At 71.1% G+C, this 15,995-nt stretch carries 16 protein-coding genes; 1 reads left to right on the forward strand and 15 read right to left on the reverse strand.

Annotated elements, in window-relative coordinates:
- Nucleotides 1–54: 54 nt before the first annotated feature.
- The 13 genes from rpoZ to pyrR form a co-directional block, all read right to left on the reverse strand.
- Nucleotides 55–321 (reverse strand): DNA-directed RNA polymerase subunit omega, encoded by a 267-nt coding sequence (gene rpoZ, locus AC060L_RS04395; protein WP_483797091.1) that lies wholly within the window; start codon nt 319–321, stop codon nt 55–57.
- 54 nt (nt 322–375) lie between these two features.
- Nucleotides 376–933 carry a guanylate kinase gene (gene gmk, locus AC060L_RS04400; RefSeq protein WP_483797092.1) on the reverse strand — a complete coding sequence of 186 codons (558 nt, stop codon included), beginning with the start codon at nt 931–933 and terminating at the stop codon, nt 376–378.
- A gap of 60 nt (nt 934–993) precedes the next feature.
- Nucleotides 994–1,320 carry an integration host factor, actinobacterial type gene (gene mihF / locus AC060L_RS04405; RefSeq protein WP_483797093.1) on the reverse strand — a complete coding sequence of 109 codons (327 nt, stop codon included), beginning with the start codon at nt 1,318–1,320 and terminating at the stop codon, nt 994–996.
- A gap of 296 nt (nt 1,321–1,616) precedes the next feature.
- Nucleotides 1,617–2,453: an orotidine-5'-phosphate decarboxylase gene (gene pyrF, locus AC060L_RS04410; RefSeq protein ID WP_483797094.1), complete on the reverse strand. Its 837-nt coding sequence runs from the start codon at nt 2,451–2,453 to the stop codon at nt 1,617–1,619.
- Nucleotides 2,450–3,508: a dihydroorotate dehydrogenase gene (locus tag AC060L_RS04415; protein WP_483797095.1), complete on the reverse strand. Its 1,059-nt coding sequence runs from the start codon at nt 3,506–3,508 to the stop codon at nt 2,450–2,452. Before AC060L_RS04415 ends, pyrF begins: the two co-directional genes overlap by 4 nt.
- Nucleotides 3,505–4,359, reverse strand: coding sequence for a dihydroorotate dehydrogenase electron transfer subunit (locus tag AC060L_RS04420; RefSeq protein WP_483797097.1), 855 nt, complete (start codon nt 4,357–4,359; stop codon nt 3,505–3,507). Before AC060L_RS04420 ends, AC060L_RS04415 begins: the two co-directional genes overlap by 4 nt.
- A 137-nt stretch (nt 4,360–4,496) precedes the next feature.
- Nucleotides 4,497–5,591, reverse strand: a complete 1,095-nt coding sequence (locus AC060L_RS04425) for a quinone-dependent dihydroorotate dehydrogenase (protein WP_483797098.1) — start codon at nt 5,589–5,591, stop codon at nt 4,497–4,499.
- Between the two features lie 60 nt (nt 5,592–5,651).
- A complete protein-coding gene (gene carB, locus AC060L_RS04430) occupies nt 5,652–8,960 on the reverse strand; it encodes a carbamoyl-phosphate synthase large subunit (protein ID WP_483797100.1) in 3,309 nt (1,102 codons plus the stop codon).
- A gap of 3 nt (nt 8,961–8,963) precedes the next feature.
- Complete coding sequence (gene carA, locus AC060L_RS04435) at nt 8,964–10,139, reverse strand: glutamine-hydrolyzing carbamoyl-phosphate synthase small subunit (RefSeq protein ID WP_483797101.1); 1,176 nt, start codon at nt 10,137–10,139, stop codon at nt 8,964–8,966.
- Nucleotides 10,136–10,693 (reverse strand): PH-like domain-containing protein, encoded by a 558-nt coding sequence (locus AC060L_RS04440; RefSeq protein WP_483797427.1) that lies wholly within the window; start codon nt 10,691–10,693, stop codon nt 10,136–10,138. The genes carA and AC060L_RS04440 overlap by 4 nt, the downstream gene beginning before the upstream one ends.
- A 35-nt stretch (nt 10,694–10,728) precedes the next feature.
- Entirely contained in the window at nt 10,729–12,033 is a 1,305-nt protein-coding gene (locus tag AC060L_RS04445) for a dihydroorotase (RefSeq protein WP_483797102.1), read from the reverse strand.
- Nucleotides 12,030–13,007 (reverse strand): aspartate carbamoyltransferase catalytic subunit, encoded by a 978-nt coding sequence (locus tag AC060L_RS04450; RefSeq protein ID WP_483797103.1) that lies wholly within the window; start codon nt 13,005–13,007, stop codon nt 12,030–12,032. The genes AC060L_RS04445 and AC060L_RS04450 overlap by 4 nt, the downstream gene beginning before the upstream one ends.
- 7 nt (nt 13,008–13,014) lie before the next feature.
- Nucleotides 13,015–13,638 carry a bifunctional pyr operon transcriptional regulator/uracil phosphoribosyltransferase PyrR gene (gene pyrR, locus AC060L_RS04455; protein ID WP_483797104.1) on the reverse strand — a complete coding sequence of 208 codons (624 nt, stop codon included), beginning with the start codon at nt 13,636–13,638 and terminating at the stop codon, nt 13,015–13,017.
- A 323-nt stretch (nt 13,639–13,961) separates the two neighbouring features.
- On the opposite strand from pyrR, the gene bldD reads away from it, so the two are divergent.
- Complete coding sequence (bldD, locus tag AC060L_RS04460; RefSeq protein ID WP_483797105.1) at nt 13,962–14,465, forward strand: transcriptional regulator BldD; 504 nt, start codon at nt 13,962–13,964, stop codon at nt 14,463–14,465.
- Between the two features lie 93 nt (nt 14,466–14,558).
- Here the strand turns inward: bldD and AC060L_RS04465 are convergent, their stop codons facing one another.
- Nucleotides 14,559–15,410, reverse strand: coding sequence for a thioesterase family protein (locus tag AC060L_RS04465; protein ID WP_483797106.1), 852 nt, complete (start codon nt 15,408–15,410; stop codon nt 14,559–14,561).
- Between the two features lie 144 nt (nt 15,411–15,554).
- Nucleotides 15,555–15,995 (reverse strand): transcription antitermination factor NusB, encoded by a 441-nt coding sequence (gene nusB / locus AC060L_RS04470; RefSeq protein WP_483797108.1) that lies wholly within the window; start codon nt 15,993–15,995, stop codon nt 15,555–15,557.

Raw genomic sequence — 15,995 nt, forward strand, 5'->3', positions numbered from 1 at the left:
CCTCAGAACACGAAAGGCCCGCCGGACGGATCCGGCGGGCCCTCCATCAGCACATCACGGGGCGTCGACGGCCTCGGCGGTGAGCATGCCAGCGTTGATCTCGCGGAGCGCGATCGACAGCGGCTTCTCGTGCACGTGGGTGTCGACCAGCGGGCCGACGTACTCCAGGAGACCCTCGCCGAGCTGCGAGTAGTACGCGTTGATCTGACGCGCGCGCTTGGCGGCGTAGATCACCAGGCTGTACTTCGAGTCGGTGGCCTCAAGCAGCTCATCGATCGGCGGGTTGATGATGCCCTCAGGCGCGGTCATAGAAGAGGACACGCGAAAACCTTCCGAAAGGGTGGCAAAGACAGAAAACTGATCACAGATATCGGATCAGGCTACACCGAGCAAGGCTAGCAGTTCTGTCGCGACCTGTTCGACCGAGGTGTTCACCAGCGTGGTGTCGAACTCCGGCTCGGCGGCCAGTTCGATCCGCGCGGCGGCGAGCCGCTCGTCGATCACGTCCTGTGCCTCGGTGCCGCGCCCGGTGAGCCGGCGGACCAGCTCGTCCCAGCTCGGCGGGGCCAGGAAGACCAGCTGTGCCTCGGGCATCGACTCGCGCACCTGGCGGGCGCCCTGCAGGTCGATCTCCAGCAGCACGGGCTCGCCGCGCTCCAGCTTCTCCTCGACCGCGGCCCTCGGGGTGCCGTAGCGGTTGCCGGCGAAGACGGCCGACTCCAGCAGTTCGCCGTTGGCGACCAGCTTGTCGAACTCGTCGTTGTCGACGAAGTGGTAATGAACCCCGTCCTTCTCGCCGGGCCGGGGGCGCCGGGTGGTCGCCGACACCGAAAGCCAGACCTCGGGGTGCTGCTGCCTCATATGAGCGACGACCGTGCTCTTGCCGACCCCCGAGGGGCCGGAGAGCACGGTCAGCCGCGGACGTTCACTCATGCACCGATTATCCCGGATCCTGGACGAACCCGGCACCACCGGGGGGCGCCGAGCCCGAGCTCAGGACGCGGTGGCGCCGAACTCGCGCTCCAGCGAAGCGATCTGGTTCGTACCGAGGCCGCGAACCCGGCGGCTCTCGCTGATCCCCAGGCGCTCCATGATCTGCTTGGCGCGGACCTTGCCGACGCCCGGAAGGCTCTCCAGCAGTGCGGAGACCTTCATCTTGCCGATCACGTCGTTGTCTTCCTTGCCGGCCTTGATGACCTCGTGCAAGGAAGCACCCGAGTGCTTGAGTCGGTTCTTCACCTCGGCGCGCTCCCGGCGAGCCTCGGCGGCCTTGGCCAGCGCGGCGGAGCGCTGTTCAGGGGTAAGGGGCGGAAGAGCCACGCCGTTCACCTCAGGGTCTGGAAGGAAATGAAGTGCTAGGACATAGGTCGTACCAGGTGCCCTGAGGGCCTCCTGGACTCCGGCCGCAGTGGAACCTAGCTGCTCTGACCTGCGAGAGCAACGAGAAGCACAGCGCGACTGGGCACCTACCGCCGGACACTACCCGCATTGCGCGCCCGCGTCAGGAAAAGAAGCCGAAAAGTCCTGGTCAGCACAGGTAGGCCAGGACTTTTCGGGAGAAAACGGCCCGGTTTGGCCCCTCTTCGTCAAGCGAGTGTGACAGCCCTCACATCGCCTCAGATCGCCGAAACGACCCGCACCTCGTCGATGAAGCGCTGTGCGGCCGTCCGCAGCCCCTCGACGGACGGGCCGTGCTTGAGCACATCCCGACTGACGCTCGGTACAACGTCACGTACGGCAGCCCCGAAGACCCGCGGCAGGTCCGCCATGGTCGCCCCCTGGGCGCCGACGCCGGGCGCCAGCAGCGGCCCGTTGATCGCCAGATCCACCCCGGCTTCGGCGAGCGTGGCACCGACCACCGCGCCGAACGAGCCGAGCGGCTCGGCGCCGGCGTTCTCGGCCGCGAGCCGGCGCAGGATCCGCTGCGCCACGCTCACGCCCTCCGCGTCCTGCGCGCGCTGGACCTCGAAGCCCTCCGGGTTGGAGGTCAGCGCGAGCGCGAACAGGCCGGTGCCGTGCTTGTGCGCCAGGTCCACGGCGGGCTGCAGCGAACCGAAGCCGAGGTACGGGCTGACCGTGAGCGCGTCCGAGAAGAGCGGGCTGCCGGGCGCCAGGAAGGCCTCGGCGTAGGCGGCCATGGTGGAGCCGATGTCGCCGCGCTTGGCGTCCATCACCACCAGCGCACCCGCCGCCCGGGCCTCGACCACGGTGCGCTCCAGCACCGCGACGCCCTTGCTGCCGAACCGCTCGAAGAACGCGGCCTGCGGCTTGAGCACGGCGACCCGGTCGGCGAGCGCCTCGACCACGGTGCGACTGAAGGTCTCCAGGCCCGCCAGGTCGTCGCCGAGCCCCCACGCGGAGAGCAGGGCGGCGTGCGGGTCGATGCCGACGCAGAGCTGGCCGCGGGCGTCCATCGCCTGGCGCAGCCGGGTACCGAAGGGAGCGAGCGTCATGAGGGCCTTTCCTCGTTGTTCCGATGAGCGGTGTTGTTCCGATGAGCACTGTTCTGATGAGCGTTGTTGTTCCGGTGGCCGTGGTGGGCGAACCCCACCGCGTCCGTGTACTTCGCGAATCCCCGGGCCGCGAGCAGCTCGCGCAGCTCCTCGAGGATCCGCAGGGGTGCGGCCGGGTCCTGGAAGAGCGCGGTACCGACCGCCACCCCGCTCGCCCCGGCCAGGGTGAACTCCAGCGCGTCCCGCCCGGTGCGCACGCCGCCCATGCCGAGGATCGGCACCTGCGGAATCCGGCCGGCCAGCATCGCGGCGTGCACCTGGTAGACGCAGCGCAGCGCGATCGGGCGCAGCGCCGGCCCGGAGAGCCCGCCGGCGCCGGCGGCCAGCGCCGGGCGCAGCGTGTCCAGGTCGATCGCCATGCCGAGCGAGGTGTTGACCATCGAGAGGCCGTCGGCGCCGGCCTGCACGCAGGCCGCGGCGATCTCGGTGATCGAGGTGACGTCCGGCGAGAGCTTCGCGTAGACCGGCAGCTCCGGGTCGGTGACCTTGCGCACCGCGCGCACCACGTCGTAGGAGGTGGCCGGGTTGCTGGCGAAGACCAGGCCGCGGTCGGCCACGTTCGGGCAGGAGATGTTGAGCTCCAGGCCGGCCACGCCGGGGTGGCCGTTCAGCCGCTCGGCGGCGTCGGTGAACTCCTCCAGCCGCTCCCCCGCGATCGAGACCAGCACCCGGGCGCCGCGCTCGGCGAGCCAGGGCAGCTCGCGCTCGACGAAGGCATCGATCCCGCAGCCCTGCAGGCCGATCGCGTTGAGCATGCCGGACGGCGTCTCGGCCATCCGCGGGGTGGCCAGACCGGCCCGCGGGTACGGCATCAGCGTCTTCGTGGTGACGGTGCCGAGCGCGTCCAGCGGGACGAACCGGGCCAGCTCGCGCCCGTAGCCCGCGCAGCCGGAGGCGGTGCTGACCGGGTTGGGGATCGACAGCGCACCCAGCGGTGCGGTCAGATCGACGTCCTGCGGATCGAGCGCCGCATCGAGGGTCGTGTCGAGCGTCATGCCGACACCCCCATCGCCGCGGCGCCGTCCAGATCGGCCGGGATGCTCCCGATGTCGGCCCAGCGCACCCGCGCGCCGTCGAAGACCGGCCCGTCGGTGCAGGAGCGGACGAAGCTGCTCCGCCCGTCCGCGCCGATCACCGGCAGCACGCAGCTCATGCAGATGCCGGTGCCGCAGGCCATGGCCACCTCGACCGAGGTGTGGCAGCGCACCCCGAGCGGCCCGGCGGTCTCGCTGACCGCGCTGAGCATCGGCATCGGGCCGCAGGCGTAGAGCACGCTCGCGCCGATCGCCTGGATCGCCTGGGCCAGCGGGTCGGTGACCCGCCCGCGCATGCCGAGCGAGCCGTCCTCGGTGAGCACCAGCACGTCCGGGGTGAGCGCGCGGGCCTGCTCGACGCCGTACAGCCGCCCGGCCGTCGAGGCGCCGAGCAGGAAGCCGACCTGGCCGCCGCGCCGCTGGATCTCGGCGCCGAGCGCGAAGAGCGGCGCGCTGCCGTAGCCGCCGGCCACCAGCAGCGCGCTGACCGGGCCGTCCGGCAGCGGGAACGGCGTGCCGAGCGGCGCGATCAGGTCGAGCGGGTCACCGGGCCGGCTCTGTGCCAGCTGCCGGCTGCCGTCCCCGCGCGCGGCGACCACCAGGTCGATGGTCTCCGCCGCCGGGTCGGCCCGGTGGATCGCGAAGGGCCGCCGCAGCAGCAGCGCGGAGTTCGCGCCGCCGACCGCGAGCGCGGCGAAGTGGCCGGGGCGGACCCGTTGCGGCACTCCCGGTGCGTGCAGCACCAGGCGCCGGTACGCCCCTTCGGCATGGTTGGCGAGCAGCTCGGCCCGCAGCTGCAAGGGGTTGGCCATGAAGTAGCACCTTTCGACCGCTCCGAGCTGTGGCTGGACACCGAACTCTCCCAAACCAGTCCTCGGACTGTCACATCCCCCCGATTTATGACATGTCGTCAGATGATCATCCAAAAGATGATCACACATTCCATGGGTCAGGCGCCGGCGCCGACCGCCTCCGCGATCGAGCGGTAGCCGGCCCGGCGCAGCCGCAGGCTCAGGCCCTTGTGCACCCGGCGCATCCAGAAGGGCCCCTCGTAGATGAAGGCGCTGTAGCCCTGCACCAGGTCGGCACCGGCCAGGATCCGCTGCCAGGCGTCCTCGGCGCTCTCGATGCCGCCGACCGAGACCAGCACCAGGCGCCCCTCGGTCCGCTTGCGCAGCCGCTTCAGCACCTCCAGCGAGCGCCCCTTCAGCGGCGCGCCGGAGAGCCCGCCCATCCCGATCGCCTCGACCTGCGCGGCCGGTGCCCGCAGGCCCTCGCGGCCGATCGTGGTGTTGGTGGCGATGATCCCGTCCAGGCCGAGCTCCAGCGCCAGGTCGGCAACCGCGTCCACGTCGTCGTCGGCCAGGTCCGGCGCGATCTTGACCAGCAGCGGCACGTGGTGCGGGCAGCTGCGGTCGGCGGCCTCGCGCACCGCGGTGAGCAGCGGGCGCAGGTGCGAGACGGCCTGCAGGTTGCGCAGCCCCGGGGTGTTCGGCGAGGAGACGTTGACCACGAGGTAGTCGGCGTGCCCGGCGAGGCGCTCGGTGCTCTTCACGTAGTCGGCGACCGCGTCGGCCTCCTCGACCACCTTGGTCTTGCCGATGTTGACGCCGACCACCGGGCTCAGCGGGCCGCGCTGCCGCTCGGCCAGCCGGGCCGCGATCCGGGCCGAGCCCTGGTTGTTGAAGCCCATCCGGTTGATCAGCGCCCGGTCGTCCACCAGCCGGAAGAGCCGCGGCGTCGGGTTGCCGGGCTGCGGCTCACCGGTCACGGTGCCGATCTCGACGTAGTCGAAGCCGAGCATCGCCAGGCCGTCGATGCCGACCGCGTTCTTGTCGAAGCCGGCGCCCAGGCCGAACGGGCCCGGCAGGTCCAGGCCGAGCGCGCTGGTGCGCAGCGCCCGGTCCTTCGGCGCCAGCACCAGCGCGACCAGCTGCCGCAGGCCGGGCACCGAGGCGGCCAACCGGATCCAGAAGAAGGCCAGGTGGTGGGCCTTCTCCGGGTCCATCTTCCGGAAGACCAGGTTGAACAGAATCTTGTACACAGGGCTCCTCGCATGGCTGTGGGAGGCACCCGACTCGGGTGCCTCCCACTCAGGATCGTGCTACTTGCGGCTGGCGTTGATCAGCGCCGCGTGCTCCTGGAGCGACATCACTCCGACGTCGCCGCGGGTCAGCGCGTCGATGCCCTGGACGGCCGCGCCCATCGCCTGGACGGTGGTCAGGCACGGCACGCCGCGCGAGACGGCCGCGGTGCGGATCTCGTAGCCGTCGAGCCGGCCGCCGGTGCCGTACGGCGTGTTGATGATCAGATCGACCTCGCCGTCGTGGATCAGCTGCACGATGGTCCGCTCGCCGTTCGGGCCCTCGCCCTCGCTGTGCTTGCGCACCAGCGTGGACGGGATGCCGCCGCGCTGCAGCACCTCGGCGGTGCCGGCGGTGGCCAGCACCTCGAAGCCGAGCTCGACCAGCGCGCGGGCCGGGAAGACCAGGTTGCGCTTGTCCCGGTTGGCGACCGAGACGAAGACCTTGCCCTTGGTCGGCAGCGCGCCGTACGCGCCGGCCTGCGCCTTCGCGTACGAGGTGCCGAAGACCCGGTCGATGCCCATGACCTCGCCGGTCGAGCGCATCTCGGGGCCGAGCACGGTGTCCACGCCGCGGCCGTGGATGTCGCGGAAGCGGCTCCACGGCATCACGGCCTCCTTGACCGAGACCGGGCAGTCGGCCGGCAGCGTGCCGCCGTCGCCCTCGGCCGGCAGCATGCCCTCGGCGCGCAGCTCGGCGATGGTGGCGCCGAGCGAGATCCGGGCCGCCGCCTTGGCCAGCGGGACGGCCGTCGCCTTGGAGGTGAACGGCACGGTCCGCGAGGCGCGCGGGTTGGCCTCCAGCACGTAGAGGATGTCCCCGGCCAGCGCGAACTGGATGTTGATCAGACCGCGCACGCCGACGCCGCGGGCGATCGCCTCGGTGGAGGTGCGCAGCCGCTTGATGTCGTAGCCGCCGAGCGTGATCGGGGGCAGCGCGCAGGCCGAGTCGCCGGAGTGGATGCCGGCCTCCTCGATGTGCTCCATCACGCCGCCGAGGTAGAGCTCGGTGCCGTCGTAGAGCGCATCGACGTCGATCTCCACCGCGTCGTCCAGGAAGCGGTCGATCAGCACCGGGTGCTCGGAGATCAGACCGGCGTGCCGCTCCAGGTAGGAGGCGAGCGACTCCTCGTCGTAGACGATCTCCATGCCGCGCCCGCCGAGCACGTAGGACGGGCGGGCCAGCACCGGGTAGCCGATCTCGTCGGCGATCGCCTTGGCCTCCTCGAAGGAGAAGGCGGTGCCGTGCTTGGGGGCCGGCAGGCCGGCGTCGCGCAGCACCCGGCCGAACGCGCCGCGCTCCTCGGCGAGGTCGATCGCCTCCGGCTGGGTGCCGACGATCGGCACGCCGTTGTCCTTCAGCGCCTGCGCCAGGCCCAGCGGGGTCTGGCCGCCGAGCTGCACGATCACACCGGCGACCGGGCCCGCCTGGGTCTCGGCGTGCACGATCTCCAGCACGTCCTCCAGCGTGAGCGGCTCGAAGTAGAGCCGGTCGGAGGTGTCGTAGTCGGTGGAGACGGTCTCCGGGTTGCAGTTGACCATGACGGTCTCGTAGCCGGCCTCGGCGAGCGCGAAGGAGGCGTGCACGCAGGAGTAGTCGAACTCGATGCCCTGGCCGATCCGGTTCGGGCCCGAGCCGAGGATGATCACCGCGGGCTTGGTGCGCGGCGCGACCTCGTTCTCCTCGTCGTAGGACGAGTAGAAGTACGGGGTCTTCGCGGCGAACTCGGCGGCGCAGGTGTCCACCGTCTTGAAGACCGGGCGGATGCCGAGCGCGTGCCGCACCTCGCGGACCACGTCCGGCTTGAGCCCGCGGATCTCGCCGATCTGCTGGTCGGAGAAGCCGTGCCGCTTGGCGTGCCGCAGCAGCTCCGGGTCGAGCCGGTCGGCCTCGACCAGCTCGGCGGCGATCTCGTCGAGCAGGAAGAGCTGGTCCACGAACCAGGGGTCGATCTTCGTCGCGTCGAAGACCTCCTGCTGGCTCGCGCCGGCCCGGATCGCCTCCATCACGGTGTTGATCCGGCCGTCGGTCGGGATCTGCGCCTTGGTGAGCAGCTCGGCCTTGTCGCCGACCGGGCCCGCCCAGGAGAACTGCGAGCCCTTCTTCTCCAGCGAGCGCAGCGCCTTGTTCAGCGCCTCGGGGAAGTTGCGGCCCATCGCCATCGCCTCGCCGACCGACTTCATGGTCGTGGTCAGCGTCGCGTCAGCGGAGGGGAACTTCTCGAAGGCGAACCGCGGGACCTTGACGACCACGTAGTCGAGCGTCGGCTCGAACGAGGCCGGGGTCTGCTCGGTGATGTCGTTGGGGATCTCGTCCAGCGTGTAGCCGACGGCCAGCTTCGCGGCGATCTTGGCGATCGGGAAGCCGGTCGCCTTGGAGGCGAGCGCCGAGGAGCGCGAGACGCGCGGGTTCATCTCGATCACGATGACCCGGCCGTCCTCCGGGTTGATCGCGAACTGGATGTTGCAGCCGCCGGTGTCGACACCGACCTCGCGGATCACCGCGATGCCGATGTCACGCAGGATCTGGTACTCGCGGTCGGTCAGCGTCATGGCCGGCGCGACCGTGATCGAGTCGCCGGTGTGCACGCCCATCGGGTCGAAGTTCTCGATCGAGCAGACCACCACGACGTTGTCGTTGCGGTCGCGCATCAGCTCGAGCTCGTACTCCTTCCAGCCGAGGATGGACTCCTCCAGGAGCACCTCGGTGGTCGGCGAGAGGGTCAGGCCCTGGCCGGCGATCCGGCGCAGGTCCTCCTCGTCGTGCGCGAAGCCGGAGCCGGCGCCGCCCATGGTGAAGGAGGGGCGGACCACGACCGGGTAGCCGCCGAGCGTCTCGACGCCCGCGAGCACGTCCTCCATCGAGTGGCAGATCACCGAGCGGGCCGACTCGCCGTAGCCGATCTTGGCCTTGACGGCCTCGACGACCTGCTTGAACAGCTGGCGGTCCTCGCCCTTGTTGATCGCCTCGACGTTGGCGCCGATCAGCTCCACGCCGTACTTCTCCAGCGTGCCGTCCTGGTGCAGCGAGATCGCGGTGTTCAGCGCGGTCTGGCCGCCCAGGGTGGGCAGGAGCACGTCGGGGCGCTCCTTGGCGATGATCTTCTCGACGAACTCCGGCGTGATCGGCTCGACGTACGTCGCGTCGGCGATCTCCGGGTCGGTCATGATCGTGGCCGGGTTGGAGTTCACCAGCACGACCCGCAGGCCCTCGGCGCGCAGCACGCGACAGGCCTGGGTGCCGGAGTAGTCGAACTCCGCCGCCTGGCCGATGACGATCGGGCCGGAGCCGATGACCAGAACGGACTTGATATCAGTGCGCTTCGGCACGGGTCAGCTCCCTGCGGTGGTACGGGCCGGGGCGCCGGCCATGAGCTCTACGAACCGATCGAACAGATACGCGGCGTCGTGCGGGCCGGCCGCCGCCTCGGGGTGGTACTGCACGCTGAAGGCGGGCGTGTCCAGGCACTGCAGGCCCTCGACGACGTCGTCGTTGAGGCAGACGTGCGAGACCTCGGCGCGGCCGAACGGCGTGTCGCTGACCCGGTCGAGCGGGGCCTCGACGGCGAAGCCGTGGTTGTGCGCGGTGACCTCGACCTTGCCGGTGGTGCGGTCCTGCACCGGCTGGTTGATGCCGCGGTGGCCGTACTTGAGCTTGTAGGTGCCGAAGCCCAGCGCGCGGCCGAGGATCTGGTTGCCGAAGCAGATCCCGAAGAACGGGGTCTTGCGGCTCAGCACCTCGCGCAGCACCGCGACCTGGTGGTCGGCGGTGGCCGGGTCGCCCGGACCGTTGGAGAAGAAGACGCCGTCCGGGTTGACCGCGTAGATGTCCTCGGCAGTGGAGTTCGCCGGCAGCACGTGCACCTCGATGCCGCGCTCGGCCATCCGCTGCGGGGTCATCGCCTTGATGCCCAGGTCCACCGCCGCGACGGTGAACTTCTTGGCACCGATCGCCGGCACGACGTACGGCTCGGCGGTGGCGACCTCGGCGCACAGGTCGGCGCCCTTCATCTCGGGCGCCTGCTGCACCCGGGCCAGCAGCTCGGCCGGCTTGGCGAGCGAGGGGCCGGAGAAGATGCCGACCCGCATCGCACCGCGCTCGCGCAGGTGGCGGGTCAGCGCGCGGGTGTCGATGCCGCTGATCCCGACCACGCCCTGCGCGGTCAGCTCGGCGTCCAGCGAACGCTGCGAGCGCCAGTTCGACGGCACCCGGGCGGGGTCGCGGACGACGAAACCGGCGACCCAGATCCGCTTCGACTCCGGGTCCTCGTCGTTGACGCCGGTGTTGCCGATCTGCGGCGCGGTCATCACGACCACCTGGCGGTGGTACGACGGGTCGGTCAGGGTCTCCTGGTAGCCGGACATGCCGGTGTTGAAGACAGCCTCGCCGAAGGTCTCGCCGGTCGCGCCGTACGCCTGACCGTGGAACGTCCGGCCGTCCTCCAGGACGAGCACGGCCGGCACGCGCTCCCGCCAGGAATGCCGTGTGGTGGGGGCAGCTGCGGTCATGGTGTTACGCCTTCCGTCTTCTTCGTCGTACGTACAGCAAGTTCGGTGATCGCCGCGACCCACGCGGTGTGCTGCTCCGGGCGGTCCAGCCGGAAGCCCGAGTCGAGCTCCCGGGCTTGCGTGCCCTTGCCCCGCAGCGTCCAGCTGACCACCAGCAGACCGGCCGGGACGACCTTGCCGGCGATCCCGGAGTCGGTCCGGGCCCCCGTCAGGTCGGCGGCCGGGATCCACAGGTCGGTGTCACCCGGTCGGCGGGCCAGCAGGCCCTGCTCGCTCAGGGTCAGCTCGGCCAGGCTGCGGGTGCCCAGGCCGTGCGCGACGACCCGGTCCAGCCAGTTCCCGGCGGTCGTGCTGCCGTGGTAGCGGCCGCTGCTCTCCAGGATGGCCGTCCCGGTGCCGGTCGGCACGGCGGGCAGCTCGGGCAGGTCCGACTGGAGCGTGCGGCGCCAGTTCCAGCCCTGGCGCATCAGCCAGTAGAGCAGCGCGACCAGGATCAGCAGACCGACGATCCAGCCGATGTGCATCGGCCAGTTGGTGACCTTGGCCTTCTCCATCGCGAGCAGCGTGACAGCGGTGGCCGTGCTCGCGCTCACGCGAGCTCGCCCGGCTCGACCAGCTCGCCGGCCAGCACGGTGGGCACCCCGCGCAGGAAGGTGGCGTGCACCCGTCCCGGCAGGTCGAGGCCGCGGTAGGGGGTGTTACGGCTGCGAGTGGCGAAGCTGTCGGGGTTCACGGTGCCACGGTACGCGGGATCGAACAGCACCAGGTTGGCCGGCTCACCGACCGAGACGGGGCGGCCGTGGCCGCTCAGCCGGCCGATCCGGGCGGGGCGGTGCGACATCCGGTCGGCGACGCCCTCCCAGGTCAGCAGGCCGGTGTCGACCATCGCCTGCTGGACCACCGACAGCGCGGTCTCCAGGCCGACCATGCCCATCGCGGCGACCGCCCACTCGCAGTCCTTGTCCTCGGCCGGGTGCGGCGCGTGGTCGGTGGCGACCGCGTCGATGGTGCCGTCGGCCAGCGCGGCGCGCAGCGCCTGCACGTCCTCGGCGGTGCGCAGCGGCGGGTTGACCTTGTAGACCGGGTCGTACGAGCGGACCAGCTCGTCGGTCAGCAGCAGGTGGTGCGGGGTCACCTCGGCGGTGACGTTCCAGCCCTTGGCCTTGGCCCAGCGGACGATCTCCACCGAGCCGGCCGTCGAGACGTGGCAGACGTGCAGCCGCGAGCCGACGTGCGCGGCGAGCAGCACGTCGCGGGCGATGATCGCCTCCTCGGCCACCGCCGGCCAGCCGCCGAGGCCGAGCTCGCCGGAGACCCGGCCCTCGTTCATCTGGGCGCCCTCGGTGAGCCGCGGCTCCTGGGCGTGCTGCGCGACGACGCCATCGAACGCCTTCACGTACTCCAGCGCGCGGCGCATGATCACCGCGTCGTCCACGCACTTGCCGTCGTCGGAGAAGACGCGCACGTTCGCGGCGGACTCGTGCATCGCGCCGAGCTCGGCGAGCTTCTTGCCCTCCAGGCCGACCGTGACGGCGCCGACCGGCTGCACGTCGCAGTAGCCGGACTCCTGGCCGAGCCGCCAGACCTGCTCGACGACGCCCGCGGTGTCGGCCACCGGGAACGTGTTCGCCATCGCGTGCACGGCGGTGTAGCCGCCCTTGGCCGCAGCCTGGGTGCCGGTCAGCACCGTCTCGGCGTCCTCGCGGCCGGGCTCGCGCAGGTGGGTGTGCAGATCGACCAGGCCGGGCAGCGCGATCAGACCGTGCGCGTCGATGTCGACGTCCGCCTCGGCGGTGAGGCCGGCGCCGATCTCCCGGATCACGCCGTCCACGATCAGGATGTCCTGCGCGGGGCCGCCGAGGATCTGGGCGTTGCGGATCAGGTAGCTACTCACTGGGCGGCCTCGTTGCTGTCGGTGCGGTGGTTGTCGGCGAGGGTGGCCCCGCCGAGCAGGAGGTACAGGACGGCCATCCGGATCGAGACGCCGTTGGCGACCTGCTCGACCGCGGTGCAGCGCGGCGAGTCGGCCACCTCGGCGGTGATCTCCATGCCGCGGACCATCGGGCCGGGGTGCATCACGATGGCGTGCTCGGGCAGGTGGGCCATCCGCTGGGCGTTCATGCCGTAGCGGCGCGCGTACTCGCGCTCGGTGGGGAAGAACGCGGCGTTCATCCGCTCGCGCTGGACCCGCAGCAGCATCAGCGCGTCGGACTTGGCGAGGGTCGCGTCGAGGTCGTAGGAGACCTCGCACGGCCAGTGCTCGATGCCGATCGGCAGCAGCGTGGGCGGGGCGACGAACGTGACGTGCGCGCCGAGCGTGTTCAGCAGCAGCACGTTCGAGCGGGCCACCCGGCTGTGCAGCACGTCGCCGACGATGGTGATCCGGCGTCCGGCGAGGTCCTTGCCAAGGCCCGGGTTGAGGTGCCGGCGCATGGTGAACGCGTCCAGCAGGGCCTGGGTGGGGTGCTCGTGGGTGCCGTCACCGGCGTTGATCACACTGCCGTGCAGCCAGTCGGACTGCGCGAGCCGGGCCGGCGCGCCCGAGGCGTGGTGGCGGATCACGACCGCGTCGGCGCCCATCGCCTGCAGGGTCAGCGCGGTGTCCTTCAGGCTCTCGCCCTTGGAGACCGAGGAGCCCTTGGCGGCGAAGTTGACGACGTCGGCGGAGAGCCGCTTCTCGGCGACCTCGAACGAGGTCTTGGTGCGGGTGGAGTCCTCGAAGAAGAGGTTGACGACGGTGCGGCCGCGCAGCGTGGGGAGCTTCTTGACGGACCGGCCGGCGAGCTGGGCGAGCTCCTCGGCGGTGTCCAGGATCAGCAGCGCGTCGTCGCGGCTGAGATCGGCGGCGGAGACGAGGTGGCGCTTCACGGGGCCTTTACTCCGAAAGATGGGGGGCCGAGGGGTTCGGGGCGGCGAGAGCCTGCGAGCTGCGGGCGGCGTAGTCGCGGTCACCGACCAGGACGGCGTCCACGCCGTCGCTGTCGGCGAGCTTGACCTGCACGGCCTCGCGCAGCGAGGTGGGCAGGTTCTTGCCCACGTAGTCGGCGCGGATCGGCAGCTCGCGATGGCCCCGGTCCACCAGGACGGCCAGCTGCACGGCGCGCGGGCGGCCGATGTCGCCGAGCGCGTCGAGCGCGGCGCGGATGGTGCGGCCGGAGAAGAGCACGTCGTCCACGAGGATCACCAGCCTGCCGTCGATCCCGGTGGCCGGGATCTCGGTGTGCTCCAGGGCGCGGGCGGGCTTGAGCCGCAGGTCGTCCCGGTACATGGTGATGTCGAGCGTGCCCAGCGGGATGTCGCGGCCGGTGATCTGGGTGAGCTTGGCGTGCAGCCGGCGGGCGAGGTGGACACCGCGGGTGTGGATGCCGAGCAGGACGACGTCCTCCGCGCCCTTGGCGCGCTCCACGATCTCGTGCGCGATCCGGGTGATCACCCGGGAGATGTCGGCGCCGTCCAGCACCTGGTGCGGCGGACGCGGTGTATCGGTCTGTGTGGTCATGCCGAAGCGGACCTCCTTCCCCGCCTCACAGGACGGGCCTTAAAGGATGTCTGATGAACGGCTCCCCGGCGCGCCGGTAGCCTCAGCCATCCTACCAGGGTGATCTTGTCGTCTTCGCCACGCTTCGTGTCGTGTTCACGCAGAGATAGCAGCGCGTTCGCACGACTGCCCCATTCGGCTTGACGCGGCCACCTTACTCTACGTAACCTCACAGTGAGTTACGGAACAGACGTCGAACCCATCGGTAGGACGCCCTGGGCCGCGAGGTGCACCTCGCTCCCCCGTAGCCACCATGAAAAGGCAATTTTCGTCCGGGGAGACCAATGTCCAGCGACTACGCGAAGCAGCTCGGAGGCAAACTCCGTGCTATCCGCACTCAGCAGGGTCTCTCCCTGCATGGCGTCGAGGAGAAGTCCCAGGGGCGCTGGAAGGCGGTCGTGGTCGGCTCCTACGAGCGCGGCGACCGTGCGGTGACCGTGCAGCGGCTCGCCGAACTGGCCGAGTTCTACGGCGTTCCGGTGCAGGAGCTGCTGCCCGGCGGCACCCCGGGCGGCGCGGCCGAGCCGCCGCCGCGCCTGGTGCTGGACCTGGAGAGACTGACCCAGGTCCCCAGCGAGAAGGCCGGCCCGCTGCAGCGCTACGCCGCGACCATCCAGTCGCAGCGCGGGGACTACAACGGCAAGGTGCTGTCGATCCGCCAGGACGACCTGCGCACGCTGGCCGTGATCTACGACCAGTCGCCGTCGATCCTGACCGAGCAGCTGATCAGCTGGGGCGTGCTCAACTCCGACGCCCGTCGCGCCGTCCGCGAGGACGACGCCAGCTGACGGTCGTTCAGCTGAAGAAACGTCACGGCGCGGTCCCCGCAAGGGGGCCGCGCCGTCGGCGTGTGTCGGCATGTCAGGTGCCGCGAAGGCTAGCTACTGCTGCGGGCGCGGCACCCGGGCCAGCTGGCGGGACTGGGCGACCAGGCGGCCGTCCGCGTCCCAGACCTCGGCGTCCTCCTCGAAGTGGCCGCCGGCCAGGTTGCGGGTGCTGTGGCTGACCCGCAGCCAGCCGGGCGCGGGCTTGGCCCGCAGGTGCACGGTGAGCTCGATGGTCGGGGCCCAGCCGGGCATCCCGAGGTCGAAGGTGACCGGCGGCAGCGCGTCGGCGACCAGCAGCAGCGAGAGCGGGTCGGGCTGACGGCCGTCGGCGAGCTTGAACCAGCCCTGGATCCGGCCCTGCTTCGACGGCTGGCCGAGCGCCCAGCCGATGGTGGCCGGGTCGAGCCGCAGGTCGAAGCGCTCCAGCAGCGCGGCCTGCTTGAGCAGACCGGGCGGCGCGTGCTCGACGCCGATGCACTGCTCCACCGGCGGCAGCTCCGGCGCGGTGGCGGCGGTGAGCACCTCGCCGTCCAGCTCGGCCAGGTCGCCGTAACTGGCCAGCACTCTCAGCCGCTCGACCGGCACGCCGTCCGGGCCGTCCTGGTGGAGGGCAGCGGTCGCGGTGGAGAGCGAGCGGCCGCGGCGCACCACGTCGGTCTGCACCGTGGCCGGTCCGGCGGTGGCGGAGGAGAGGTAGTAGCCGCTGATCGAGAGCGGGTCGGGGTGGCCGGGCAGCTCCTGGCGCAGCGCGTTGGCGGCCACGGCGAGCAGCAGTCCGCCGTTGATACCGCCGCCGATCTGCCAGCCGGCGCCGAGCTCGCCGCGGTGGCGGCCGGGCGCCGCCGGGTCCGGGGCGAGCGCGATGGCCTGGTCGAACTCGCTGCTGGTGGCGGTTGCGGTCGTCATGGGGCGACACCCTTCGGAAAGTTACCGGTCAGTAATTCTGTACTTGCCAGTAACAACGTACGCGCGATGGCCGCCGGACCGGAAGGTCCGACGGCCATCGAAGGGTGCGCCCAACGCCGGCCGAACCGGCGGTACCGCCGCGGCTCAGCCCCGGCGGAGGGTCGGCTTGAGCTCCATGAACCGGGCCAGCAGACCGTTCACGAAGGCCGGGGAGTCGTCCGTGGAGTACTCCTTGGCGATCTCCACGGCCTCGTCCACGACGACCGCGTCCGGGACGCCGTCCTCCCAGATCAGCTCGTAGGCGCCGAGCCGCAGGACGTTGCGGTCCGCGATCGGCATCCGGTCCAGCGTCCAGCCGACCGCGTAGGTCGAGATCAGCTCGTCGATCCGACGGGCGTGCTCGACGTAGCCCTCGACCAGCTCCATGGTGTACTCGGCCACCGTGGGGATGCCGTCGCCGGGCTTGGCCTCCCGCGCGCGGGCGACCCAGTCGGCGAGGACCGACAGCGGGCTGACGTCCCGGTGGTCGGCCTCGAAGAGGATCTGGAAGGCCCGCGTGCGGGCCTTGGTGCGTGCGGACGACAC

It is taken from the genome of Kitasatospora sp. NEAU-69 (genome assembly GCF_057158765.1).